Annotated in this window: 24 protein-coding genes; 10 read left to right on the plus strand and 14 right to left on the minus strand. The window is 67.3% G+C overall.

The genetic code is table 11. The annotated features are described in order from the left end of the window. The first annotated feature begins 61 nt into the window (after positions 1 to 61). The 3 genes from QZ271_RS02135 (at position 62) to QZ271_RS02145 (ending at position 2,699) form a co-directional block, all read left to right on the plus strand. On the plus strand, positions 62 to 214 hold the full coding sequence (locus QZ271_RS02135; RefSeq protein WP_291428545.1) for a hypothetical protein: 153 nt from the start codon (positions 62 to 64) through the stop codon (positions 212 to 214). A 224-nt stretch (positions 215 to 438) separates the two neighbouring features. Continuing rightward, positions 439 to 2,271, plus strand: a complete 1,833-nt coding sequence (locus tag QZ271_RS02140) for a hypothetical protein (protein ID WP_291428547.1) — start codon at positions 439 to 441, stop codon at positions 2,269 to 2,271. 59 nt (positions 2,272 to 2,330) lie between these two features. Then, positions 2,331 to 2,699, plus strand: a complete 369-nt coding sequence (locus QZ271_RS02145; protein ID WP_291428548.1) for a hypothetical protein — start codon at positions 2,331 to 2,333, stop codon at positions 2,697 to 2,699. Positions 2,700 to 2,777: 78 nt separating this feature from the next. Here QZ271_RS02145 and QZ271_RS02150 read toward each other — a convergent pair whose 3' ends face one another. From QZ271_RS02150 to QZ271_RS02180, 7 genes are read right to left on the minus strand one after another with little or no spacing between them, the layout of a single operon-like run. Beyond that, complete coding sequence (locus QZ271_RS02150) at positions 2,778 to 2,909, minus strand: hypothetical protein (protein WP_291428550.1); 132 nt, start codon at positions 2,907 to 2,909, stop codon at positions 2,778 to 2,780. A 47-nt stretch (positions 2,910 to 2,956) separates the two neighbouring features. After that, the gene (locus QZ271_RS02155) at positions 2,957 to 3,658 is read right to left on the minus strand and encodes a DUF3560 domain-containing protein (protein WP_291428551.1); all 702 of its coding nucleotides are present in this window, start codon (positions 3,656 to 3,658) and stop codon (positions 2,957 to 2,959) included. Beyond that, positions 3,655 to 4,179, minus strand: coding sequence for an HNH endonuclease (locus tag QZ271_RS02160; RefSeq protein ID WP_291428552.1), 525 nt, complete (start codon positions 4,177 to 4,179; stop codon positions 3,655 to 3,657). Before QZ271_RS02160 ends, QZ271_RS02155 begins: the two co-directional genes overlap by 4 nt. Next, a complete protein-coding gene (locus QZ271_RS02165; RefSeq protein WP_291428554.1) occupies positions 4,176 to 4,544 on the minus strand; it encodes a hypothetical protein in 369 nt (122 codons plus the stop codon). Before QZ271_RS02165 ends, QZ271_RS02160 begins: the two co-directional genes overlap by 4 nt. Next, on the minus strand, positions 4,541 to 4,789 hold the full coding sequence (locus QZ271_RS02170) for a hypothetical protein (protein WP_291428555.1): 249 nt from the start codon (positions 4,787 to 4,789) through the stop codon (positions 4,541 to 4,543). Before QZ271_RS02170 ends, QZ271_RS02165 begins: the two co-directional genes overlap by 4 nt. Then, complete coding sequence (locus QZ271_RS02175) at positions 4,786 to 4,998, minus strand: hypothetical protein (protein WP_291428557.1); 213 nt, start codon at positions 4,996 to 4,998, stop codon at positions 4,786 to 4,788. The genes QZ271_RS02170 and QZ271_RS02175 overlap by 4 nt, the downstream gene beginning before the upstream one ends. Further along, positions 4,995 to 5,420 carry a hypothetical protein gene (locus QZ271_RS02180; RefSeq protein ID WP_291428558.1) on the minus strand — a complete coding sequence of 142 codons (426 nt, stop codon included), beginning with the start codon at positions 5,418 to 5,420 and terminating at the stop codon, positions 4,995 to 4,997. The genes QZ271_RS02175 and QZ271_RS02180 overlap by 4 nt, the downstream gene beginning before the upstream one ends. Before the next feature lie 137 nt (positions 5,421 to 5,557). Here QZ271_RS02180 and QZ271_RS02185 point away from each other — a divergent pair, with 137 nt between their 5' ends. The 3 genes from QZ271_RS02185 (at position 5,558) to QZ271_RS02195 (ending at position 7,154) form a co-directional block, all read left to right on the plus strand. Further along, positions 5,558 to 5,770, plus strand: a complete 213-nt coding sequence (locus tag QZ271_RS02185) for a helix-turn-helix transcriptional regulator (protein WP_291428560.1) — start codon at positions 5,558 to 5,560, stop codon at positions 5,768 to 5,770. A 17-nt stretch (positions 5,771 to 5,787) separates the two neighbouring features. Next, complete coding sequence (locus QZ271_RS02190) at positions 5,788 to 6,456, plus strand: MarC family protein (protein WP_291428586.1); 669 nt, start codon at positions 5,788 to 5,790, stop codon at positions 6,454 to 6,456. 140 nt (positions 6,457 to 6,596) lie between these two features. Next, the gene (locus QZ271_RS02195; protein ID WP_291428562.1) at positions 6,597 to 7,154 is read left to right on the plus strand and encodes an HNH endonuclease; all 558 of its coding nucleotides are present in this window, start codon (positions 6,597 to 6,599) and stop codon (positions 7,152 to 7,154) included. A gap of 147 nt (positions 7,155 to 7,301) precedes the next feature. Here the strand turns inward: QZ271_RS02195 and QZ271_RS02200 are convergent, their stop codons facing one another. From QZ271_RS02200 to QZ271_RS02210, 3 genes are read right to left on the minus strand one after another with little or no spacing between them, the layout of a single operon-like run. Further along, positions 7,302 to 7,754, minus strand: coding sequence for a response regulator (locus QZ271_RS02200; protein ID WP_291428564.1), 453 nt, complete (start codon positions 7,752 to 7,754; stop codon positions 7,302 to 7,304). Next, a complete protein-coding gene (locus QZ271_RS02205) occupies positions 7,754 to 10,063 on the minus strand; it encodes a PAS domain S-box protein (protein WP_291428566.1) in 2,310 nt (769 codons plus the stop codon). The genes QZ271_RS02200 and QZ271_RS02205 overlap by 1 nt, the downstream gene beginning before the upstream one ends. Positions 10,064 to 10,077: 14 nt before the next feature. Then, complete coding sequence (locus QZ271_RS02210) at positions 10,078 to 10,743, minus strand: response regulator transcription factor (RefSeq protein ID WP_189065307.1); 666 nt, start codon at positions 10,741 to 10,743, stop codon at positions 10,078 to 10,080. Positions 10,744 to 10,980: 237 nt separating this feature from the next. Between QZ271_RS02210 and QZ271_RS02215 the strand changes: the two genes are divergently transcribed. The 4 genes from QZ271_RS02215 (at position 10,981) to lon (ending at position 17,456) form a co-directional block, all read left to right on the plus strand. After that, positions 10,981 to 12,651: a ribonuclease J gene (locus QZ271_RS02215; RefSeq protein ID WP_291428570.1), complete on the plus strand. Its 1,671-nt coding sequence runs from the start codon at positions 10,981 to 10,983 to the stop codon at positions 12,649 to 12,651. A 420-nt stretch (positions 12,652 to 13,071) separates the two neighbouring features. Then, on the plus strand, positions 13,072 to 13,677 hold the full coding sequence (gene clpP, locus QZ271_RS02220; RefSeq protein ID WP_367114289.1) for an ATP-dependent Clp protease proteolytic subunit: 606 nt from the start codon (positions 13,072 to 13,074) through the stop codon (positions 13,675 to 13,677). Further along, the gene (clpX, locus tag QZ271_RS02225) at positions 13,674 to 14,882 is read left to right on the plus strand and encodes an ATP-dependent Clp protease ATP-binding subunit ClpX (protein WP_291428571.1); all 1,209 of its coding nucleotides are present in this window, start codon (positions 13,674 to 13,676) and stop codon (positions 14,880 to 14,882) included. Before clpP ends, clpX begins: the two co-directional genes overlap by 4 nt. Positions 14,883 to 15,020: 138 nt before the next feature. Then, a complete protein-coding gene (lon, locus tag QZ271_RS02230) occupies positions 15,021 to 17,456 on the plus strand; it encodes an endopeptidase La (protein ID WP_291428572.1) in 2,436 nt (811 codons plus the stop codon). A 338-nt stretch (positions 17,457 to 17,794) separates the two neighbouring features. On the opposite strand, the gene QZ271_RS02235 is transcribed toward lon, so the two are convergent. The 4 genes from QZ271_RS02235 to pgeF form a co-directional block, all read right to left on the minus strand. Continuing rightward, complete coding sequence (locus QZ271_RS02235) at positions 17,795 to 19,075, minus strand: PilT/PilU family type 4a pilus ATPase (protein WP_291428573.1); 1,281 nt, start codon at positions 19,073 to 19,075, stop codon at positions 17,795 to 17,797. 331 nt (positions 19,076 to 19,406) lie between these two features. Further along, a complete protein-coding gene (locus QZ271_RS02240; RefSeq protein ID WP_291428574.1) occupies positions 19,407 to 22,085 on the minus strand; it encodes a type II/IV secretion system protein in 2,679 nt (892 codons plus the stop codon). A gap of 151 nt (positions 22,086 to 22,236) precedes the next feature. Continuing rightward, positions 22,237 to 22,743: a YqeG family HAD IIIA-type phosphatase gene (locus QZ271_RS02245; protein ID WP_291428575.1), complete on the minus strand. Its 507-nt coding sequence runs from the start codon at positions 22,741 to 22,743 to the stop codon at positions 22,237 to 22,239. Next, entirely contained in the window at positions 22,740 to 23,528 is a 789-nt protein-coding gene (gene pgeF / locus QZ271_RS02250) for a peptidoglycan editing factor PgeF (protein WP_291428576.1), read from the minus strand. The genes QZ271_RS02245 and pgeF overlap by 4 nt, the downstream gene beginning before the upstream one ends. Between the last annotated feature and the right edge of the window lie 238 nt (positions 23,529 to 23,766).

Here is a 23,766-nt window from a genome sequence, read left to right on the forward strand (position 1 = left end):
CCGCCCCGCCGCCCGTAGCTTCGACCTCGTTCACTGAGGCGTTCTGGACTCGTTCAAGCGCGTGCAGGTCAGCGGTCCCCACAGCCTCATCAACGAGCTGGTCAAGGCGTACCCGCACCTGACCTACGGGCAGGCGCAGGAGCTGGCTCAGAGCGCCTGGGACGGCGAGCAGCCCTGCGTCGCGGACGTGACCGCCGAGGTCAGCTGGGGCTGACAGATCGCCGCTGGCGGCGGCCGGTGGCCCTTGTCCCGCCGCCGCGATCAACGCGGAACTGACCTCCGAGAACGCCGCGTGGCGACCCTGCCCATCAGCGCGTGCCTACCGTGGTGGGCAGCAATCCAGGAAACCGGGCCGTCCGGCGAGACCAGGGGTTGCCCCTACGCAAGTGCGGCCTCACAGTGACCGGTAGTTCAGTAGACTCCGGGAGAGGAGTTCCTATGACCAATGCCTCCCCGGTGCGCCGCCCGTCCGTCAAAGACACGACCCAGTCCACGGTCACGCCCACCATACCCAATCGCACTTCCACCCCAGGCCCCGCTGCCCCGACCGGCAACGCGGTCCTGAAAGCCGCCCTGGCGTACGCGCGCGAGCACAAGGACGTCCTCGCCCACGCCCTGCAAAGCGGCGTCCTCCTGTCCCGCGAATCCCGGCCACGCCCCATCGCGATCATCAAGCTCAAACCCCTGCTCGACAGCATGGACCGCGCGGAACTCCTCACCGTCCGCACGCTCATGCAGAGAAACGGCGGGCTGGAGTTCTACGCGGCGCTGGCAAAACATTACGGCGGTAACTACGCCCTTGCCATCCAGAAGAAAATCGGCACGTCCACTGACCTGAACAAGGAGCAGCTCAGCCTGCACGCCTTCATTGAACAGCTGACGATCCGCGCCGTGTACATGAATGACTCGGACCTGAATACCCTGAAAGAAGACCTGGACCTTCAGGACGCCGACCGCGACAAGAATGCCATCGAGAAGGAAAGCAACCTGCAACCCCAGCGGCTCCTGGCCTTCTTCGGGTACCACGCCGGGCCTCTCGTGACCGGCCTGTGGGGCTTTCAGATGCGGGCGTTCCTACCCATTCCACTGAACGAGATCAAGGATCCGGCCGTTCGCGCCAGGCGCACCGTGTTCAACGATCCGATCCTGGTCTTCCGCGGTACGGACGGCGTGCAGGTCACGAACCGCGAGGGCGGCGTGGATTCCATCTTCGCGAACTTCGCCAAGGACAGCGTCGGCGTCAATCAGGTGAACGCCAACTGGGAACTCATTACCGTGACCCTCTCGCAGGTGAAGCAGGCGATCTTCGCCGGTCACAGCCTCGGCGGGGGCCTCGCGCAGGTCGTAGCGGCCCGGAGGCCGGAGAAAGTCACTCAGGTCGTGACCTTCCAGGCCCCTGGCGTGACGGACGAAATGGCGGCCAGGTTCACGGAGAAGACCGACGCACGCAGCACGCACTACCGCATGGCTGGTGACATCGTGCCGCTGAGCGGTGACACGCACCTGCCCGGTCAGATCGAGTACCTGACGCGCTTCACGCGCGCGCGGGGCAACCCGAACTTCAGACCGGCGGTCGACATGACGAACAGTCACAAGGCGTTCCCGCTGACCACAGCACTTCAGGGAATGAACCCAGCTGAGCTCACACCGGAGCAGAAGGCCATCCTGCAGTACGGCGCCCATGACATCCAGGAAGCGGGCGGCACGCAGGTGCGCGTGACACCAAGCGGCGGCGTGAGCACCACACAAGATCCCCGCCTGAAAGCGGAATCGGGACGCGAAAGTATTCTCCCGTCCCTCATGCGGGGCATGAACTACGCCGACGAGATGGTCGAGGCGAACATCGGGTACAACGCTCTCCTCGAGGCCACGCAGCAGAAGCTCAAGAAGGTCGAAACGTATGCGGCGTTCAAAGCCGTCTGGAAGTGGGTGGAGGAGGTCAAGACCGTGCCCCTGAGCGAAGGGCAGCGCGCTGTCATCAAGTCCCTGGGGATCGGCCCGACCAAGAACTTGACCGTCCCCATCCCGATCCCTGGGCGAGGAACCGGCGTCCTGGATACGTTCAACCTGCCGATCCCCCAACTCATGACGCCGAGTACCCTTCCGAGCGTGCTCACCAAGATTGCCGCGAGGGGAAATCAGGTAACCATTCGCGACCCGGACCGGAGTGCGGTCCTGCAGCAATTCGTCAGCCACTGGATGAGCTGGCACCCTGGACGCGATGACGCGAATGGCTGGATCGCCCGGCTCCAGAAGGAAGGTGTCCAGTGAGGATGTTCTACGCCGCTGTGCTGATGTGTATGGTCAGCGGGTGCATGGAAGGACGGTCAATGAAAGAGTGGACTCGGGAAGAATTGATGGCGTACGCCGTCGCCGCCGTGAAAGAGCACGCGCCCGTGAAGGAGATCCCATGCGCGCGTCCTCCCGCCGACTCGTTAAAAACCTGCTTCAGTGTCGACGGCCCGTCCGGCAGCGTCACGACTGTCCTGTCAGAAGTGCTGAGCAAGGACCTGAAGCCCCTGGGGGACTGGCGGTTCACCGGGGGGAGCGCCGCTGCGACGTTCAGGACGGGGGGCAGCAGGCCTCTTGATCTGGACCTGCTGTACGGCGCGGATGATGGCGTGACGGTCATCCTGGAAGACCTGCCGGAGGGAGCGCAGGGCGTCCTGTCTGTGTTCGTGCAGGAGAGCCCCTACTGACGCGCGGTGCCTGACCGAAGCGAGTGCCGTCTGGAACTTCTCCCAGCGGCACTCGCTTCGGTCGGGTGGTGGCACACGTTACGGTTTCTGAACCTCGTGAGGCGGCGCGGCCCACTCCCAGCCTCTGGTGGGGCCTTCCAGCTGGCGGATCTTGAGGTTCACGCGCCCGACGCTCAGCACCTGGCACTTGCCGTACCGCTTGTGCACCACGACGTCGCCCTTCTGGTAGGCGGTCAGGGGCGCGAACGGCTCGGGGTTCAGGCTGGCCAGCCTCCCCTCCTCGAACGCGATCCGCAGGGTGAGGTGTTCATGCCAGTGCAGGTCCGGCGCGGGGTACGCGCGTCGATGCCCTCGAACGCGATCCGCAGGGTGAGGTGTTCATGCCAGCGCCGGGCGTACCGGTTGTCCGGGGCCTGGGCGAGGGTGCGCTCATGGATACGCAGCTGCTCCTGCAGGCGACCGATCCGGCGGCGCACGACGCCAGGGTCGGACTTCTGCCGGGCGCGGCGCTCGGCCCCCAGTGCGCGGCCGCGCCAGTAGTCGGCCAGCTTGTCCTCTAGGGCGGCCTTGCGCATGTTCTGGTCGCTGCGCTCGATGGCGCGGCGGTGACGCTTCTCGCTGTGGTGCCCGATCTTGATGGGCTCCCCGTCGGGCGGGAGGCCCTGCAGGGCGGCCGTGACGCGCTGCTCAGACCGGCTGACGGCCGCCGCCGCGTGACCGGCGAAGCGCTGCACGCGGGCCTGCGGGTCATCCGGGTCCGCTTCGTGCGTGATCTCCCCTACGCGGGCGAGCAGGTGGTCCTCGCGGCTGGGCGTCCAGACGGCCACCCAGGCCCCGGTGCGGCCCCACCACTTGAACCCGGCGGCCTTGACCAGGGCGTACTCGTTGGCGTCCAGGCGGTTTTCCGGAGTCCAGCGGAGCGTATCGTCGTCCACCGAATAAATGGCACGGCCATTCATAGGTGACTCCAGTTCTTCCGGGCGATGATTTTAGCCACGCTGTTGCGGTCTATTCCATACTTTCGGGCCAGAGCAGAGACTCGCGCCCCAGCGGCAGCCTTAGCACGAAGCTCAAGGACTTGCGCCTCGGTGAGTTTCGCTTTCGGCGCGCGTTCGCCGCGCACCTGACGGCCTTTGGCCTTTTTGTCAGCCATGTTGTCGGCGTGGGTGCCGAGGAACAGGTGCTCTACATCAACACACCGCGGGTTGTCACACTTGTGCATCACGAGAAGGCCGTCAGGAATCGGGCCGTGCACCAACTCCCAGGCATATCTATGGGCAGCAACACTTCCTTCTGCCTTCCGGCCTCGACTGAAACGGCCGTATCCAGTCTTGAGGATTGTCCCAGTCCACACGAGGCACTCTCCAGAACGCTCCGTCTGCGCGAAGAAGCGTTCAACAGGCGAGCGCACCTCCCGGTGAATCTTCCGTCCTTTGTTTGGGTGACTGGTCGCCGTGCCGTTCGTGACCGGGCCGGTCACCGCTCCACCGCCACGGCCGCGAGCAGCAGCCCGCCCTCGCGGTCCACGGTGACGTTGATGCGGTGGCCCATGATCGACTGGAGGCTCACGGCCTCCCCGATCTGCAGGTCGGTGCCCTCAGCGGCCACCAGTTCCAGGACCTCGCCTTCGCGCGTGGTGACGGTGACTCCCCAGATCGGGGTCACGTTGGCGGGCGTGGCGAGCTGCACGTCGAGCAACTCCTCGCTGTCCCCCGTGTCACGCGGGAGCTGCCGCCGGAGCACGACGACCAACCCCGCCGCGTCGAGCGCAGCGAGGGTGTCGTCACCGTTCGGGCCGAGCGCCTCGACGGCAATCTGCCGGGCGCGGTACAGGTCGATCTTCATGCCCTCACCTCCAGCAGAGCCAGATCCGCCTGGACGATGAACAGCGCCTCGGTGCCGGTGGTGGACGGTTCGAGCGGGTAGCGGTCGCCGTCGGTGCCGGTGATCGCGCTGTCCTCCGGGTGGACGGCGTGAACGGTCGCGCGGAAGTCGCGGCGGCCGCTGCGGGGCGTGAAGGTCACGCCCACCACCTCCCAGGTGACTTCATCCATGCGGCGCAGTTCCCAGTCCTGCACGACGGGGTTCACTCGCGCCCCCGACCGGCGTTCTCCAGCAGCCGGAACTGGTGCTCGGGGGCGAGGGCGGCGCGGTGGCCAGCCGTGATGGCGTCCAGTTGGGCGAGTTCGGCGGTGAGGACGGCGCGGCGCTGCTCGATGGCCTGGAGGGCACGGGTCCGTTCCTCGGGCGTGAGGGGGGCGGCGGCGCAGCTGGCGGTGAGGTGTTCGAGCGCGGTCATGCGGCGGCCTTGATGTGCGGGAAGGTGAAGGCCAGGAAGTCCCAGACGGCGCGGGCGTCGGGTTCGGTCAGCGCGGCGAGGCTGTAAACGGCGCGGTCGAGCGCGGCGGCGGCGAAGGCGTAGTGCGTACCGCTGGGCACTCCGGCGCGGGCCATGAGGCGGTGCAGGCGGGCGGCGCGGGCCTTGCCGATCGGGGCGGCTTCGAGGACCTCGTGGGTGACGGTGGTGGTCGTGGCGCTGCGCAGGATGTTGACGGCGTGGCGCAGGTCGCAGGGCTGGCCGTCCACGACGGCTTCGATTCCGGCGGGCGTGCGGGTCAGGGTGACGGCGTGCTGGCGGGTCTGGATGATGGCGCCGTCCATGCGGTCGTAGGTGACGGTGTTCCAGGTGCGGGTGGTGGCGCGGGGTGCGGTATCTTGCATGGCGATCCTCTGTTCGGGGGGATTTCAGGTCGGGGGCGCTCTTTCTTTGCCGGAGGTTGCGCCCCTTCTCTGATGCCTGAATGTTAGCGCATGTTCTAAAATTAGTCAACTGTCTAAAATCGTGCTACCGTAGTGACATGAACTGGGAGCAGCTGCAAGAAGACCTCATCCGCCGAATCCGCGAGCAGCCACGAGGCTTCCAAACGGCACTCGCAGAGAAGCTCAATGTCGCCCCAGCCAGCGTGGCCTCCTACACCACGCGAGGCCGCGCCATCCCCCCCGCCCACATCACGCCCATCCTGGAAGAACTCGGCATCGAACTCACGATCACGACGAAGGCCAGCGCATGAGCTTCAGCGTGCCTGAGATGCTGGCTATCACCTCCCAGACGTTCCTGACGATGCTGGTCGTCATGGACCCGGTGGGCCTGGCGCCCATCTTTATCGGGCTGGCCGGGAACCGCCCCAGTTTCGAGCGGCGGCGCGTGGCGCTCAAGGCGTCCCTGGTGGCGGGCATCATCATCCTGCTGTTCGGGCTGTTCGGGCGGGCGCTGCTGGAGCACCTGGGCATCAGCCTCAGTTCGTTCCGCATTGCGGGCGGGATCCTGCTGTTCCTGATTGCGCTGGACATGGTGTTCGCGCGGCCCAGCGGCAGCAAGGAAACCGCCGAGGAAGAGGAGGAGGCCCGGCAGCGCGAGGACATCAGCGTGTTCCCGCTCGCCATTCCGCTGATCGCGGGCCCCGGCACGCTGGCCAGCATCATGATTCTCGCGGCGGACGCGCACGGCTCGCCGCTGCTGCTCACCGCCGTGTTCCTGGTGACGGCCGCGGTGCTGCTGCTGTGTTACCTCGCGCTGCGCCTGTCCGGGCAGATCGCGCGCCTGATCGGCCTGACCGGCGTGCACGTGGTCACGCGCGTGCTGGGCGTGCTGCTGGGTGCGCTGGCCGTGCAGTACGTGGCCGACGGCACGCTGGAACTCGTCCGGGGCGGCCTGAAGACCGGATGGCTGCCCGGCACCCTCTCCGCGCTGATCTGATCCGCCTCACCTAGTCCGGCTGATCTGGTCCGGCTGATCTGACCGGGCCGCCGGTAGGCCATTTGCCGCAGGGGCCGCAGGGAATCACTCAGCGTCCCGGCGTAACATTGACCTGACCGCCGCGCCCTAGAATGCCGTGCATGACCTCCAGAACGGACGTGCAGGAAGACACCCGAATACCTCGTATTGCGGCCGACCTGAACGCGCCGCGTGTGCTGGTCCTCAACGCCTCGTACGAGCCGCTGCACGTCACGAGTGCCAAGCGGGCCATCACACTGGTGCAGTACGGCGTGGCCGAGATTCTGGAGGACAGCGCCGACGTGGTCCGCTCGCCCAGCACCGTCATGACTGTGCCCAGCGTGATCCGTCTGCGCCGCTACGTGCGCCGCCCGCGCGTGCACCCGGTGCCGTTCAATCGCCGCAACGTCCTGCGCCGCGACACCTTCGCCTGCCAGTACTGCGGCTCGCCGGAGGAACTCACGCTCGATCACGTGCTGCCCCGCTCGCGCGGCGGGCGGCACACCTGGGAGAACGTCACGACCGCCTGCCGCGCCTGCAACCAGCGCAAGGGCAACCGCACGCCCGAGGAGGCCGCCATGCCGCTGCGCACCCCCCCGCGCGCCCCGACCTTCGGGGTGTACGCCCACGGGCAGTTCGCGCACTGGCAGCCGCAGTGGAGCCGCTACCTGGGCGGCTGAGCCGGACGCCCAGAAGCCGCGCTGCGCCCACTCGCCCTGCGGCGCAGCTCTCCGGGTCTGCCCGGCTGGAACGGTTGCTGCCCCCCAGCCTGCCCGCTCCGCTCGGCCCTCTCCCGCGCCCCGGGGGGGGGGCGACGTGGTGGCCGTTTACGGGCCGCGCGGGGGAAAGCGCACGAAGGTCAGCCAGAACGCCTCGAACGCGTGGATGGCGCCCAGGAAGTTCTCGAAACCCACGGGTTTGACCACGTACCCGCTGGCGTGGCGTTCGTACGAGGCGCGCACGTCGTCGTCTGCCTGGCTGGTGGTCAGCATGACGACCGGAATGCTGCGCAGCTCGGGGTCGGCCTTGATTTCTTCCAGCACTTCCAGCCCGGTCTTGCGGGGCATGTTGATGTCCATCAGGATCACGTCGGGGCGGGGCGCGCCGCTGTGTTCACCCTCGCCACGCAGGAAGCGCAGGGCGTCCACGCCGTCACGCGTGACGTGCAGGCGGTTGGGAACGCGGGCGTCCTCGAAGGCTTCCAGGGTCAGCAGGACGTCCGGTTCGTTGTCCTCGACGAGCAGGATCTCGATGGGGTGGGGAGTGGATGGTGGGGTCATCAGGAAGTGGGCGCCACGGGCAGGGTCAGGTGGAAGGTGCTGCCCTGACCGGGCAGGGATTCCAGCCAGATGCGGCCCCCGTGGAACTCCACGATTTTACGGCAGATGGCGAGTCCCATTCCGTTACCGGCGAAGGTTTCACGCAGGTGCAGGCGCTGGAAGATGTCGAACACGCGCGTGTGGTATTCCGGCGCGATCCCGATGCCGTTGTCCTGCACGCTAACGTGCACGAATGCACCGTCCAGCTCCGAGCGGACCTGCACGCGCGGCGGGCGGTCCTCGGCGCGGAATTTCAGGGCGTTGCTGATCAGGTTGGTCAGCAGTTGCAGCAGCAGCGACGGCCGCCCCAGCACGGCGTGCGGGGTGTGCCATTCCAGTGTGCCGCCGCCCTGTTCCAGCGTGGCGCGCACGTTCTGCTGGGCGGCCTGCAGCAGGCCCTCCAGGTCCGTGGGTTCCAGCGGCGTTTCCTGACGGCCGATCTGCGCGAAGCCCAGCAGGTCCTGAATCAGGCTGCGCATGCGGGTCACGGCGCCCTGCATGTAATGCAGGTACTGGTCGGCGCGGGGGTCCAGTTGACCCTGGTAGCGGCGGACGAGAAGTTCGGTGTAACTGCCGATGGTGCGCAGCGGTTCTTGCAGGTCGTGACTGGCGACGTAGGCGAACTGTTCGAGGTCCTGGTTGCTGCGTTCCAGGTTCTCGATCACGTCGCGCAGGTGTGCCTGGGCGCGCTCGCGTTCGGTGGTGTCCTGCACCATGACCACCGCGCCGCTGACCGCGCCCGTCTCGTCGCGGGTGGGGGTGACCACGTACGCGACCGGCACCGGGTGCCCCTGCGCGTGCCACATCACGTCACGGTCCACGCGGCGCGTCTGGCCGTCCTGAATGGTCTGCTGAATGGGGCAGTCGCTCAGGGCGTACTCGCGGCCGTCGGCGTGGTGGTGGTGCACCAGGTCGTGCTGGCTGTGCCCGATCATGCGTTCCACGCTGTAGCCCAGCATGCGCGCGGCGGCCGGGTTGGCGAAGGTGGTCACGCCGCGCAGGTCCAGCCCGAAGATGCCTTCCCCGGCGGCAGTCAGCAGCAGCGTGCTGAAGCGCGTGACGTTCGCGAGGTCCAGGGTGCGCGCCTGCACGCGGCGTTCCAGGTCGGCGTTCAGGTCAATCAGCGCCTGCTGCGCCCCGCGCACGTCGCTCATGTCGGTGTGGGTGCCCACCCACTCACGGATCCGGCCGCCGTCGTCGATGACCGGCACGGCGCGCGCCCGCATGGGCACGTACTGGCCGTCGGCGCGGCGCAGGCGGTAGTCGACCTGGTACGGTTGCCGGCTCAGAGTGGCGCGCTGCCAGCATTCGGTGGTGCGGGCGCGGTCGTCCGGGTGCACGGCGTCCAGCCAGCCCACGTGGCTGTAACTCGCCTCGCTCTGGCCGGTGAAGGCTTCCCAGCCGGGCTGCGGGGGCAGGAAGCTGCCGTCCGGGTGGGCGTCCCAGACGATCTGCGCGGTCGCCTCGACCAGCGACCGGAAGCGCTGCTCACTGCCGCGCAGGTCGGCTTCCATGCGGTGGCGGTCGGTCACGTCGGCGAACACGGTCGTCACCTGCGCCGGGGTGTCCTGGCCGGGCAGGGTGTGCGCAATGGCCGTCACCTGCAACCAGCGCCAGTCGTCGCTGCCCGGGCGGTAGATGCCCATGGGGACGTCCCGGATAGTCTGACCGCTGCGCAGCGCGGCGCTGGACGGGTGCGTGTCGCCGGGGAACGGCCGGCCGTCCGGGTGAATGGCGCGCCAGCGGGGGTCCAGAGAGTCGCGCCCGCTCAGTTGCGCCTCGCTGAGACCCAGGATGCGGGTGGCGCTGGGGTTTACCTGCAGGATGCGGGAGTCGTGGTCCTGCACGGCCACGCCCAGCCCCAGGGCGTCCATAAGCTCCAGGGCGACGCTCAGCGGCTCGCCCGCGCGCAGGTGCAGCAGCGCCTGGGCCTCACCGTCTGCTCCGGGGGCGGCTGGCGCGGCCGTGACCAGCGTGACGGGCCCGCCGGGGCGCAGCACCACGCTGGCCCGCGCAGTCCGGCCTTCCAGCGCAGCGTCCAGGGGACCGCGCAGCACGGCCGCCACTTCCGGCGTGAACAGCGCCGTCCACCCGGTCACGCGGCTTGCGCCGGGTTGCGGCGCGGCGTCCGTCAGGGCCGCCTGCGCCGCCGGGTTCAGGTGCGCCGTTCCGTCGGCCGCGATCAGCAGCAGCGGGTCGGGCAGCGCCAGCAGCAGGGCCGGGCCGTGCGCGCCGCTGAAGCCCGGCCGGGAGTCGGACTGGTCTGTCACGGGATCTGCCGGGCTCAGCCGCGCAGGGCGTACCCGACGCCACGCACGGTGCGCAGCAGGCCGTAGCCGTCCAGGTCACGCAGTTTGGCGCGCAGGTTGGCCATGTGCACGTCCACGACGTTGCTGCCCTCGGGCAGGCGGCCCTGCCAGATTTCCTGGCCGATCTCCTGGCGGGAGTACACGCGGCCCGGCTGGCGGATCAGCAGCGCCAGAATGTCGAACTCCTTGGGAGACAGGCGCAGCTCGTCGCCTTTGTAGGTCACGAGGCGTTTCTGGGGGTCCAGGGTCAGTTCACCCATGGTCAGGCTCTCGGTGGTGCGCTGGCGGAGTTGCACCTTCACGCGGGCGAGCAGTTCATCCGGGTGGAAGGGCTTAATCAGGTAGTCGTCGGCGCCCAGGCCCAGCAGGCGAACTTTCTCCTCGACGGTGTCGCGGGCGGTCAGCACGATGATGGGCACGGCGCTGTTCTTGCGCAGGCGCTGCACGACGTCACCGCCGTCGAAATCCGGGAGGCCCAGGTCCAGCAGGATCAGGGTGGGCTGCTCCTCGCGGGCCTTGATCAGGCCGTTCATGGCCGAGTCGGCGTGTTCCACTTCGAAGCCGGCGTCTGTCAGGTCCATGCGCAGGACGTTGGCGATATCCAGATCGTCCTCGATGACAAGAATGCGTTGAGAGGTCACGTCCGGAATGATACCGCGTCCCCGCACTCCGCCGGCACCGGCCTGACCGGCGTGAGGGGGCGGGGGTGTGGTAGCCTGACCGTACCGCGCTCTGACCCCGTCCCCGGGCACCACGTCCCAGGGCAGTACCGGGGGGCCGAGCGACACAACCGCATGATTCACACTCAGGCCGCAGTCCAGGCCCCGCCGTCTCACACAACCCGCCTGCACGCTGCCCGCAGGCCACCCGGAGTCCCCATGACACACACAGCCGACCAGACCGACGCGGTCGCCGTTCCACACCTCGAAGTCATTCCGCTGGGCGGCATGGGCGAGATCGGTAAGAACATCACCGCCTACCGCTACGAGGACGAGATCATGATCGTGGACGCCGGGCTGGCCTTCCCGGAAAGCCACCAGATGGGCATTGACCTGATCATTCCGCGCATCGATTACCTGCAGCAGAACGCCGGGCTGATCAAGGGCATGATTCTCACGCACGGGCACGAGGATCACATCGGGAGCCTGCCGTACGTCCTGCCGCGCCTGCCGCGCATTCCCGTGTACGGCGCGGGCCTAACGCTGGGCCTGGTCCGGGAGAAACTGTCCGAGTTCGGCATCAAGGACGGCGACGTGGACCTGCGCGAGATCGGACTGACCGACAAGATCCGCATCGGTACGCACTTCCAGGTGGAGTTCGTCCGCATGACCCACTCGATTCCCGACAACGCCGGGTACATCCTGACCACGCCGGTCGGGGTGGTGCTGCACACCGGGGACTTTAAGCTCGACGAGGAACCCAGCGACGGCAAACTCTCGGACCTGGCGCGCATCGAGCAGGCCGGGAAAGACGGCGTGCTGCTGCTCCTCAGTGACTCCACCAACGCCGAGCGTCCCGGCCGCACAGCCAGCGAGGCCGAGGTGGCCCGCAGCCTGGAAACCCTGATCGCCGGCATCAAGGGCCGCGTGTTCATGACGACCTTCGCGTCGAACGTGCACCGCATTCAGAACGTCATCAACATCGCGCACCGCCAGAGCCGCCGCGTGGTCATGGAAGGCCGCTCCATGCTCAAGTACGCGCAGGTTTCGCAGCAACTCGGTTACATGGAACTGCCCGAACCGTTCCTGACGAACGACGAGGTCGGCGGCCTGCAAGACCAGCAGGTGCTGTACGTCTGCACCGGCAGCCAGGGCCAGCCCATGAGCGTCCTGTCACGCCTGGCCTTCGGAAACCACGCCAAGATCGCCCTGCGCCGCGGTGACAGCGTGATCCTGAGCAGCAACCCCATCCCCGGGAACGAGGAGGCCGTGAACCTCGTCATCAACCGCCTGTACGAGATCGGCGTGGACGTGTACTACCCCCCCACCTACCGCGTGCACGCCTCCGGGCACGGCAGCCAGGAGGAACTCGCCACGGTCCTGAACCTCGCCCGGCCCAAGTACTTCCTGCCGTGGCACGGCGAGCCCCGCCACCAGATCAACCATGCCCGCCTCGCCCAGACCCTCCCCCGCCCGCCCAAGCGCACCCTGATCGCCAAGAACGGCGACGTGATCCGCCTGAGCCAGGACGAGTTCAAGGTCACGGGCACCGTGCCGGCCGGCGCCGTGTACGTGGACGGCCTGGGTGTCGGGGACATCGGGGACGACGTGCTGCTCGACCGCGTGAACATGAGTCAGGAAGGCATTCTGATCATGACGGCCGTGCTGCACCCCACCCCGCACGTGGAGATCGTGTCACGCGGGTTCGTGCGCGCCAACCGCGAACTCGACGGGCAGATCCGCAAGGTCGCCCTGGAAGCCATCGAACAGGGCCTGCGCGAGAAGAAACGCCTCGAGGACGTGCGCGACGACATGTACGGAGCCGTCCGGCGCTTCGTGCGCAAGGTCACGGGCCGCAACCCCGTCCTGATCCCCCTGCTGGTGGACTGAGACCGAGTCGGCTGGAAGGATCTTTGCAGCCCCTTCCATCCGAACGAAGCGAGCAGGAGCAAACGGCAGACGGTATGAACGCGCAAACGCGCAACTGAAGCGGCGTTCGCGCTGCCGGGAAGGCTCCCCACGCCGGGGAGCTTTTTCGTGTGTGATACGGATTCCGATTGATTCGGTGCAGTCCCGAAGCAATCCGAGCGGATGCGAGTAGGAACAGCATACGGATTTCGCGGTATGGAGCCGCAGGCGGCGCTTTTCCGACTGTGGCGCAGTGGAGCGGCAGTCCGTATGGGGGGCGTATGGCCCAGGGACGCTCCGGTCGGGACGGCGCGGTGTACGCGGGCCGTCTGCCTCTTGCGCGGGTGGGCAAGTCTGGGTTCGCCTACGTTCCCTTTCGTGCGCCGTGCGATAATCGCCCGTATGAGCGTGATTCCCTACGTAATCGAGCAGACCGGGCGTGGCGAGCGGATGTATGACATCTACTCGCGCCTGTTGAAGGACCGGATTATCTTCGTGGGCACGCCCATCGAGTCGCAGATGGCGAATACCATCGTGGCGCAGCTGCTGCTGCTGGACAGCCAGAACCCGGAGCAGGAGATCCAGATGTACATCAACTGCCCCGGCGGTGAGGTGTACGCGGGCCTGGCGATCTACGACACCATGCGCTACATCAAGGCGCCGATCAGCACGATCTGCGTGGGAATCGCCATGAGCATGGGCAGCGTGCTGCTGATGGCCGGGGATAAGGGCAAGCGCATGGCGTTGCCGAACAGCCGGATCATGATTCACCAGGGGTCGGCGGGCTTCCGGGGCAACACGCCGGACCTGGAGGTGCAGGCCAAGGAGGTGCTGCACCTGCGTGACAAGCTGGTCGGCATCTACCATGAGCACACCAGCCTTCCGCACGAGAAACTGATGCGGGACATGGAACGCGATTACTTCATGTCGCCCGAGGAAGCCATGGGGTACGGCCTGATCGACAGTGTGGTGGACCGCGTCCGGTCCGGGGAGGCTGAGCAACAGTGACGAAGAATGGTGGGGACCGCTGCTCGTTCTGTGGACGGCAGCACCCGCAGATCGCGCAGCTGATCGAGGCTCCGGGCCGCGCGGCGTTCATCTGCAACGAGTGCACCGAGCGGGCGCACGAGCTGGTCAAGCAGAACAAGAAGGTGGGCGCCGAGTTCAGCCTGGAAGAGCTGCCGACCCCGCGTGAGATCAAGGCGTACCTTGACGAGTTCGTGATCGGGCAGGACGAGGCGAAAAAGGCGCTGGCCGTGGCGGTCGTCAGTCACTACCAGCGGCTGGCGCACCCGGACGTGAACCTTCAGAAGAGCAACATCCTGCTGATCGGGCCGACCGGGACCGGCAAGACGCTGCTCGCGCAGTCCCTGGCCGAGATGCTGGAAGTTCCCTTTGCGATTGCCGACGCGACCACCCTGACCGAGGCCGGGTACGTGGGTGACGACGTGGAGAACGTGATCGTGCGCCTGCTGCAGGCCGCCGAGTACGACGTGGCCGCCGCCGAACGGGGCATCATTTACGTCGATGAGATCGACAAGATCGCCCGCAAGTCCGAGGGCACCAGCATCACGCGTGACGTGTCGGGCGAGGGTGTTCAGCAGGCGCTGCTGAAGATCATCGAGGGCACGGTCGCGCAGGTGCCGCCGCAGGGTGGCCGCAAGCACCCGCAGCAGGAACTGGTGCAGGTGAACACGAAGAACATCCTGTTCATCGTGGGCGGCGCGTTCGACGGGATCGCGGATATCGGCCGTAGCCGCACGAACGTGCGCGCGGTGGGCTTCGGGGCCGAGCACAGGGGCGACGAGAAGGCCGAGCTGCGCTTCCTCCCCGAAGATCTCGTGAAGTTCGGGTTGATCCCGGAGTTCGTGGGTCGCCTGCCGCTGGTCGTGCAGCTTCAGGATCTGGACGAGGAGGCGCTGGTGCGCATCCTGACCGAGCCGCAGGGAGCGATTGTGTCGCAGTACCAGGCGCTGTTCGGCTTCCAGGATGTGGACCTGTCGTTCACGGAGGAGGCCCTGCGGGAGGTGGCGCACCGCGCGCGTGACCGCAAGACCGGGGCACGTGGACTGCGGGCCGTGCTGGAAAAGGCCATGACGGACCTGCTGTTCGAACTACCGGTTGAGGGTCTGAAGGACCTGCGCTTCGACGCGGAACACATCGATGCGCCGCTGGCCCTGCTTGAGTCTAAGGGACTCAAGAAGTCTGCCTAAACGCAACAGAGATTACAGCGAGCCCCCGGCGGCGTCCCTACACTTCTGGGACACCGTGCGGGGGTGTCGTCTACCGGAGTCCCCGCGTTACACTCAACCATTGCCGCGCCCACCCCGGCGCGTTCGTAAGGAGCAAGCATGATCTGGGAACTGCCCGTAGTCGCCTTAAGAAACATCGTGATCCTGCCCGGCGTCACCATGAACGTCGACGTGGGCCGCCCCAAGAGTAAACGCGCCGTTGACGAGGCCCAGGCCAGTGACCGCCGCGTGCTGCTGCTGACCCAGCGTGACGCCCGCACTGACGACCCCACCCGCGCCGAACTGTTCGACATGGGCGTGCTGGCCGTCATCAAGCAGGTCGTGCGCATGCCCGACAACACCTACCAGGTGCTTGTCGAGGCGCAGGAACGCGCCGCCGTGCAGGACGAGGTGCCCTCGGCCTACATGCGCGTGCGCGCCGAAACGCAGCCCGCGCCCGCCGACGACAGCCGCGAGGTCGTCGTACTGGCCCAGGAAGTCAAGAGTGCCTTCGAGGAGTACCAGCGGCAGAACAAGAACCTGCGCCTGGATAACTACCAGCTCGAAGGTCTGAAAGCCCTGACCGACGCCGGTGCGCTGGCCGACCAGGTCACGCACCACGCCACCTGGACGCCCGAGGAGAAGCAGGAGATCCTTCAGGCCGTCGCGCTGCGCCCCCGGCTGGAAGGCGTGCTGAAGTTCCTGGGCCGAGACACTGAACGCTTCAACATGGACAAGAAGATCGCGGGGCGCGTCAAGGAACAGATGGACGCCAACCAGCGCGAGTACTACCTGCGGGAGCAGATGAAAGCCATCGGCAAGGAACTCGGCGGCGGCGAGGACGGCCCGGCCGAGGTCGAGGCGCTGCGCGAGAAGATCGAGGCTGCGGGCATGCCCGACAGCGTGAAGGAAAAGGCGCTGAAGGAACTCCAGCGCCTGGAGCGCACGCCCGGCGGGAGCCCCGAGAGCACCGTGGTCCGCAATTACATCGACTGGCTGGTCGACGTGCCCTGGAGCACCCGTGACGAGGAGATCCTGGATATCGCCCGCACCCGCGAGATCCTGGACGCCGATCACTACGCGCTGGGCGACGTGAAAGACCGCATCCTGGAGTTCCTGGCGGTGCGTCAGCTGACCCACAAGCCCGGCGAGACCGAGGCGGCCCGCAAGGAACGCAGCGCCGAGGAACGCACGGACGACGCCGAACTGCGCGCCCCGATCCTGGTGCTCGTCGGTCCTCCCGGCGTCGGTAAGACCAGCCTGGGCAAGAGTGTCGCGCGCAGCCTGAACCGCAAGTTCGTCCGCATGGCCCTGGGCGGCGTGCGCGACGAGGCCGAGATCCGTGGTCACCGCCGCACGTACATCGGCTCCATGCCGGGGCGGATCATTCAGGCCATGAAGAACGCGGGCGTCACGAACCCCGTGATCCTGCTCGACGAGATCGACAAGATGAGCAGCGACTGGCGCGGCGATCCCAGCAGCGCCATGCTGGAAGTGCTAGACCCCGAACAGAACCACACCTTCCAGGATCACTACCTGGAGGTCCCCTACGACCTGTCGCAGGTGATGTTCATCACGACCGCCAACAGCCTGCAGACCATTCCGCGCCCGCTGCTGGACCGTATGGAGATCATCAACATTCCCGGCTACACCCAGCCGGAGAAGGTCGAGATCGCCCGGCGCTACCGCGTGCCCCGGCAGATCAAGAGCCACGGCCTGACCGGCAAGTTGGAGATCACGGACGCCGCCCTGAACCGCATCGTCGAGGAGTACACCGCCGAGAGCGGCGTGCGCAACCTGGACCGGCAGATCAGCAAACTGGCCCGCAAGGCCGCCCGCGAACTGCTTGAAAGTGCCTGGGAGGGCGTGAAGGTCATCGACGCGGCGCAGGTGCCGGATTACCTTGGCGTGCCCGTGCACCGCCCCGAGAAGATGGAGAAGGAACCGCAGGTCGGCGTGGCCCAGGGCCTCGCGTGGACCAGCGTGGGCGGCACCATGCTGCTCGTCGAGGCGCTCGCCACGCCCGGCACCGGCAAGATCGTCATGACCGGCTCGCTGGGCGACGTGATGAAGGAAAGCGTCAGTGCAGCCATCGCGTACCTGCGGGCGCACGCCGCGCAGTACGGCGCGGACCCCGACTTCCACAAGAACATGGACCTGCATGTGCACTTCCCGGACGGCGCCACGCCCAAGGACGGCCCCAGCGCCGGGATTACCATCGCCACGGCCGTGATCAGCGCCGTGACCGGTCGCCCCGTGCGCATGGACGTCGCCATGACCGGCGAGATCAGCCTGCGCGGCCGGGTGCTGCCCATCGGCGGCGTCAAGGAGAAACTGCTGGCCGCGCACCAGGGCGGTATCCGCGAGGTCATCATTCCCAAGGACAACGAGCCGCAGCTTCAGGAGGTGCCGGACAGCATCCGCGGTGACCTGCGCATCCACGCGGCCGAGCGGGTCGGAGAGGTGCTGGAACTGCTGCTGCTGCCCAGCCCCGAGGCCGACACGGACAGCATGCCGGTGCCCCTGAACAAGGCCCCCAACCAGCCCGGCGCCTAAGTGCCTTGAAGCTAACATTGCGAGATTCCGGGAAAGCACCGGAACCTCTCCATTCCCGCTGCAACGTACTTTCTTCTGTTACGCGCTCCGCGCGGTTTATCTCAAGATAAACGCAGTGTACTTAATACGGACTGCCGCTCCACTGCGCCACAGTCGGAAGGGCGCCGCCTGCGGCTCCAAAGCGCGAAGGGGCGCAGGCTGTTCCTCATCGCGTCCGCTCGGATTGATTCAGAACTGCAGCGAATCAATCGGAATCTGTATCAGTACCCGGCGTTACAACAGCACACAGGAACGTCCCCCCAGCCGGTCTGGGGGGACGTTCCTGTGCTGCGGGTGGGTCAGCGGCGTCCGTACCCGCTGGGGCCACCGCCCGTTTCGGGGGGACTGGTGGTGCTGGCGCCCCGGCCACTCTCCGCGCCGCGCCCGGCTGCGGCGTCACGGCCCGCGTAGCCACCGGGTGCAGGGGCGCTGCTGGGCGCGAAGCCGGCCACCGGCGCGCTGCCGTACCCGGCGGGCGTGGCGGCGTTGCCTCCGACCGCGCCGGCCGTGGGATCGTTGGCGAGTCGGGCGAATTCCTTGCTGTCCACGGCGCGTTCCACGCCCACGTCGAAGGAGATCACGCGGCGGCGGTACAGGTTCGCCAGGAAGGCGTCCATGGTGACCATGCCCTCGCGCGCGCCGGTCTGCATGACGGAGGTGATCTGATAGGTCTTGCCCTCGCGGATCAGGGAGCGCACGGCGGGGTTGGCGATCAGCAGTTCGTACGCCAGGATGCGGCCCTGGCCGTCCAGGCGGGGCAGCAACTGCTGGGTCATGACGGCCACGAGGTTGTTGGCGAGCTGCACGCGGATCTGCGCCTGCTGCTCTTGCGGGAACACGTCCACGATACGGTCGATGGATTCCGGGGCGCTGTTGGTGTGCAGGGTGCCCATCACCAGGTGACCGGTTTCGGCGGCGGTCACGGCGGCCTTGATGGTCTCGTAGTCGCGCATTTCGCCGACCAGGATGACGTCCGGCGCCTGACGGAGTACGGCGCGCAGCGCGTCGTTGAAGCTCATGGTGTCCGCACCGACCTCACGCTGGTTGATGACGCACTGCTTGTGCGAGTGCATGAACTCGATGGGGTCCTCGATGGTCATGATATGCAGGTTCTTGGTGGTGTTGATGTAGTCGATCATGGCGGCCAGCGTGGTGGACTTCCCCGACCCGGTCGGGCCGGTGACGAGCACCAGTCCGCGCGGCGCGTTGGCGATGTCGATGATGTTCTGCGGCAGGCCCATCTCCTGGGCGCTCTTGATCTTGGTGGGAATGAGTCGAAGCACGCCGCCCACGTTGCCGCGCTGCATGAAGGCGTTCACGCGGAAGCGGGCCTTCTCGCCCAGCGCGAACGAGAAGTCCAGTTCGCGGCGTTCCTCGAAGGTGCGCTGCTGCTTCTCGTTCATCATGGAGTACATGAGCTTGCGGGTGTCGGTGGCGGCCAGTTCCGTGAACCCCTGCGAGTCGTACACGCCGTGCAACTTGAACTTCGGGGGAAGTCCCACGGTCAGGATCACGTCGGACGCGCCCTTGTCGGCAGCAAAACGCAGGATGTCGGTGATATCGGCGGCGGGCTGGGTCATGGGGATACCTCGGGTGGGGGGCCTTGGGTAGAGGCAACGTGGGGCTGGCAGGAGGGGGTAGGCGGCTTATACAGATTCCGATTGATTCGCTGCAGTTCTGAATCAATCCGAGCGGACGCGAGGAGGAACAGCCTGCGCCCCTTCGCGGTATGGAGCCGCAGGCGGCGCCCTTCCGACTGTGGCGCAGTGGAGCGGCAGTCCGTATTAAGTACCTTGAAGCTCACATGGCGCCATGCCGGGAAAGCACCGGAACCTCTCCATTCCCGCTCCAACGTACTTTCCTTCTGCTCCGCGCTCCGCGCGGTTGATCGACAAGATAAACGCAGTGTACTTACTTGCTGGTGACGGCCAGTACCTCTTCGAGGGTGGTGATGCCGGACAGCGCCTTCTCGATACCGTCCTGGCGCAGGGTTTTCATGCCGCTCTTGGTCGTGGCGACCTCGGCGATCTCGGTGGCGTTCTTGCCTGAACCGATGGCCACGCGCAGCGGTTCGTCGATGACCATCAGTTCGTGAATGCCCATGCGGCCCCTGTAGCCGGTGCCGCCGCAGCGGTTGCAGCCGGCCCCGCGCATCAGTTGCGCGCCGCGCAGGTCGCGGTCCGTGATGCCCAGGCGGCGCAGGACATCCGGGTCGGCGTTGGTGGGGGCCTTGCAGTCCGGGCAGACCTTACGCACGAGCCGCTGGGCGAGCACACCCACGACGGCCGCGCCGATATTGAAGTGCTCGACGCCCATCTCCCCGAGTCGCACGATCGCGCCCGGCGCGTCGTTCGTGTGCAGCGTCGCCAGCACGAGGTGTCCGGTCAGGGCGGCCTCGACGGCGATCTTGGCGGTTTCGGTGTCCCGGATCTCGCCAACGAAGATGATGTCGGGGTCCTGCCGCAAAAAGGCCCGCAGGGCGCGCGCGAAGGTCATGCCCGCCGTGTTGTTCACCTGTGACTGGATGATGCCCGGGATCTCGTACTCGACGGGGTCCTCGATGGTGGTGGTGTTCTTCTCGGGAACCGCGATGCGCTTGAGGGTCGAGAAACTGGTGAAGGACTTCCCGGAACCCGTGGGGCCGGTCACCAGGAAGATGCCGTTGGGTTTGTGAATGGTGTCCACGTAGCGCTGGTAGTTGTGTTCGGAGAAGCCCAGCTGCTCGACTTCCGGGATGTTGTTCGCCTTTTGCAGCAGTCGCATGACGGCCTTCTCGCCGTACACGGTGGGTAGCGTGGACAGACGCAGATCGAGGTCGATGCTGCCCTTCTTGAAGCGCACGCGGCCGTCCTGCGGCAAGCGCCGCTCGCTGATGTCCAGGTGACCCATGATCTTGATGCGGGCCAGGATGCTCTGCGCACTGCCCCTGGGGAGCTCGTTCTGCTCGCGCAGGATGCCGTCCACCCGGTAGCGGACGCGCAGCGCCGTCTCGGTCGGTTCGATGTGAATGTCGCTGGCTTCCTGCAGGGCCGCCTCGCGGATGATGTTATCCACGACGCGCACCACGGCGTTGTCGTCGAGGCCCGCGCTGACATCGGTGTCCTCCTGACGTTTGTTGTCCTTGTCGCGCTTGTTGCTCTCCTGCACCAGCCGCTGGTTCAGGTCGGCCATGTCCTTGCTGCCGAAGTAGCGTTCGATCAGGCGGATGATGTCCTTTTCGGCCATGACGGCCGGGATGACCTCGCGGCCCGTGATGAGCTTCAGGTCATCGAGCGCGAACACGTTGCGCGGGTCCTTCATGGCGATGACCAGCGACTCGCCCTGAAGGCGGACCGGCACCACGCCGTAGCGGCGGGCGGTGCTTTCCGGGATCATCAGCGCGACCTTGCTGTCCGGCGGGTTCTGAACCGGGTCGAGGAACTCGTAGCCGAGCTGCGCGGCCAGCGAGCGGGCCAGCATTTCCGGGCTGAGCTTCCCGGACTGCACCAGCGTGTCTTCGAGTCGGCCGCCCCCGGCCTTCTGTTTCTGGAGGGCGCTATCGATCTCGTCGGCCCCGGCGAAGCCGAGTGCCAGGATCACCTCGCCCAGGGGCCTGACGCGGCCCTCGCGGGCCTGCACCTGAAGCGCCTCGCGCAGTTGCGCGCGTGACAGGGTGCCCTGCTGCACCATCTGCTCGCCCAGGCGGCCGCGCTGCGGGTAGAAACGCTCGATCAGCAGTTCAACGTCGCGGGGCCTGGCGAGGATCAGTTGCACGGGGCGGCCCACCAGCGCCCCGACGTCCTCGCGTTTGCGGGGATCACTGGCGACCACGGTGACGCCCGAGTCGGTCTCGTCGACGGGCACGGCGTTCAGGCGAAGTGCGTCGGCGCGCAGCATGTTGCCCAGCACGTCCTCGCTGGGCTGGAAATCGCGGGGGTTGCGCAGGTAGACCGCGCCGGCCTGTTCGGCCAGCACCTCGTACAGTTGGTCCTCGGTGACGGCTTTTTGCGCGATCAGTGTGGAACCCAGCGGTTCGCCCGTCTGCTGCTGGGCGTCGAGCGCGATCTGAAGCTGCGCGTCTGTGATCAGGCCGCGCGAGATCAGGCGCTGTCCCAGCATGTCGCCTGCGGTGTTGCCCTCGGCGTCGGCGGGCAGTTCGGCGGGCAGGTTCAGGTCCGGGTAGTGCGTGGCGATGGCCCACATGATCTGGTCGCGCAGCGCCTGGTACGGCTCGATGGTCAGGCCGCTGTCGTCCTCGAGCGCCTCGATGCTCAGGCTGGACAGCGGGTCCACGATCGCCACGCGCAGGGTGCTGCCCTCCAGGGCGAACGGGAAGGCCTGCACGCTCAGGACCGTCTGGGAGCGCACGGCGGCCAGGGCCGGCGCCTGCGGCGTGACGACCAGCAGGTTCACGAGCGGGATACCCAGCGCCTCCTCGATGGCGCGCGCGATGCGTTTCTCGCCGACCATGCCGGAGTCGATCAGGATCTCCGCGAGGCGCCCGCCCACCTCGGCGTGACGGACCAGGGCTTTTTGCAGGTCCGTGTCGTTCACGTACCCCTGTTCGAGCAGAATGGCGCCCAGGCGCCGGTCACCGATTGAGAGTGCCATGTTGTGTCTCCTTGTTCAGACCCGGTCGGGCCGCGCGGCGTGAGGGAACGGGAAAATTGCGGAAAGATGCGGTCAGAAGGCGATGCGGTCAGAAGGCGGGGCCGCGTGCTGGCCGGTCAGCGGGCGCAGTCGTGCCAGAGGGGGCGTCATGTCAGTGGTTCCAGTCATGCCCGTAGCGTTTCAGGACCGCGCGTTCCAGTCGGCGGGCCACGCGGGTGTGCGGCAGGGCGTTGGTGGCCAGGGGGCGCACCAGAATGGTGTACAGGCCGCTCAGGTTGCCGCCCAGCACGTCCGTGAACACCTGATCGCCGACCATGCCCACCTGGTGCGGCGGGAGCCTCAGTTCGCTCAGGGCGCGGCGGAAGGCGCGTGGGTTGGGTTTCCCGGCCAGCCCGACACCCTGGAATTCCAGTCGGTCCAGCCAGAAGGCCGCGCGCCGCCCGGTGGCGTTGCTCAGCAGGTACAGCCCCACCCCGGCGAGCTTCAGGTCCCGCACCCACGCCAGGGTCTGCGTGACGCCCGCCGGGTCGTAACTGCCGTACGGGACCAGGGTGTTGTCCAGGTCCAGCAGCAGGCCGTGCAGGCCCCGGTCCGCCAGGAATTCCGGCGTGAGGTGCGTGACGTGGTCGATCACGGCGCCGGGGCGCAGCAGACTCACGCCTGACCCCCGGTACCGCCGCGCAGGGCGTGCTGGCCGATCACGGCCCACATACGCCCGGTGCGGCCCGAATCGCGGCGGTACGAGTAGAAATCGGCCTCGGTCGAGCAGCGGCCACTGACCCACACCTGCCCGGCCGGGATGCCCGCCTCCCGCAGCGCCGCGCCGTTCGCTCCAGCGAGGTCCAGATGCCAGGTGGGATCGCCACGCAATTCGTCCTCGTCGGCGCCCACGAACGCGCCCAGGCCGCCCTGCGCGAAGGCCAGCGCGACCTCCTCGCCCACCGGGTACGCGGCGGCGCGGATGCCGGGGCCGACAGCAGCCAGAATGCGCGCCGGGTCGGCGCCCAGCGCCGTCATGGCCTGCACGGTGCGGGCGGCCACGCGGCCCAGCGTGCCCTTCCAGCCGGCGTGGGCCGCGCCGATCACGCCCGCGTGCGGGTCGTGCAGCAGCAGCGGGTAGCAGTCGGCGGTGCCGATGGCCAGCAGCACCCCGGCGTCGGCGGTGACCAGGGCGTCCCCGGTCCAGTGGCCGCCCGCGCGGGCGTGCACGACGTCGGTGCCGTGCACCTGGGTCAGGCGGGCCACCTGGGGGAGCGTGAAACCCAGCGCGGCGCACAGCCGCCGGCGGTTTTCCTGCACGTGCGCGGGGTCGTCTTCACGGTCGTCGAGGTTCAGCCCACCGTAGGGACCGGTGGACACGCCACCGGCACGCGTCGTGAAGGCGTGCGGCGCAGTGAGGTGCGGCGCGCGGATCAGCATCAGGCGTTCAGTATGCAGGGTCATCTCTCACCGGATTCTGACGCCTCATGCGGGTTCCATTTGTTTCGCTGACACTCCGCAACTTCACCGGATTGCCAGCTCCACGTCCGGAACCCGCCCTGCTCCCACTCGCTCCGCTCGGATTAAAGGGTCTTCGCAGCCCATACAATCAGAGTCCGTAGCAGGGCCCACACCGGGCAGGGCGGCTTTCCGGCATGAAGCGCCCCAGCCCGGAAGGGCGACGCACGGGGCCTGTTTTGCA

It is taken from the genome of Deinococcus sp. (assembly GCF_018260555.1).
GTDB lineage: Bacteria > Deinococcota > Deinococci > Deinococcales > Deinococcaceae > Deinococcus.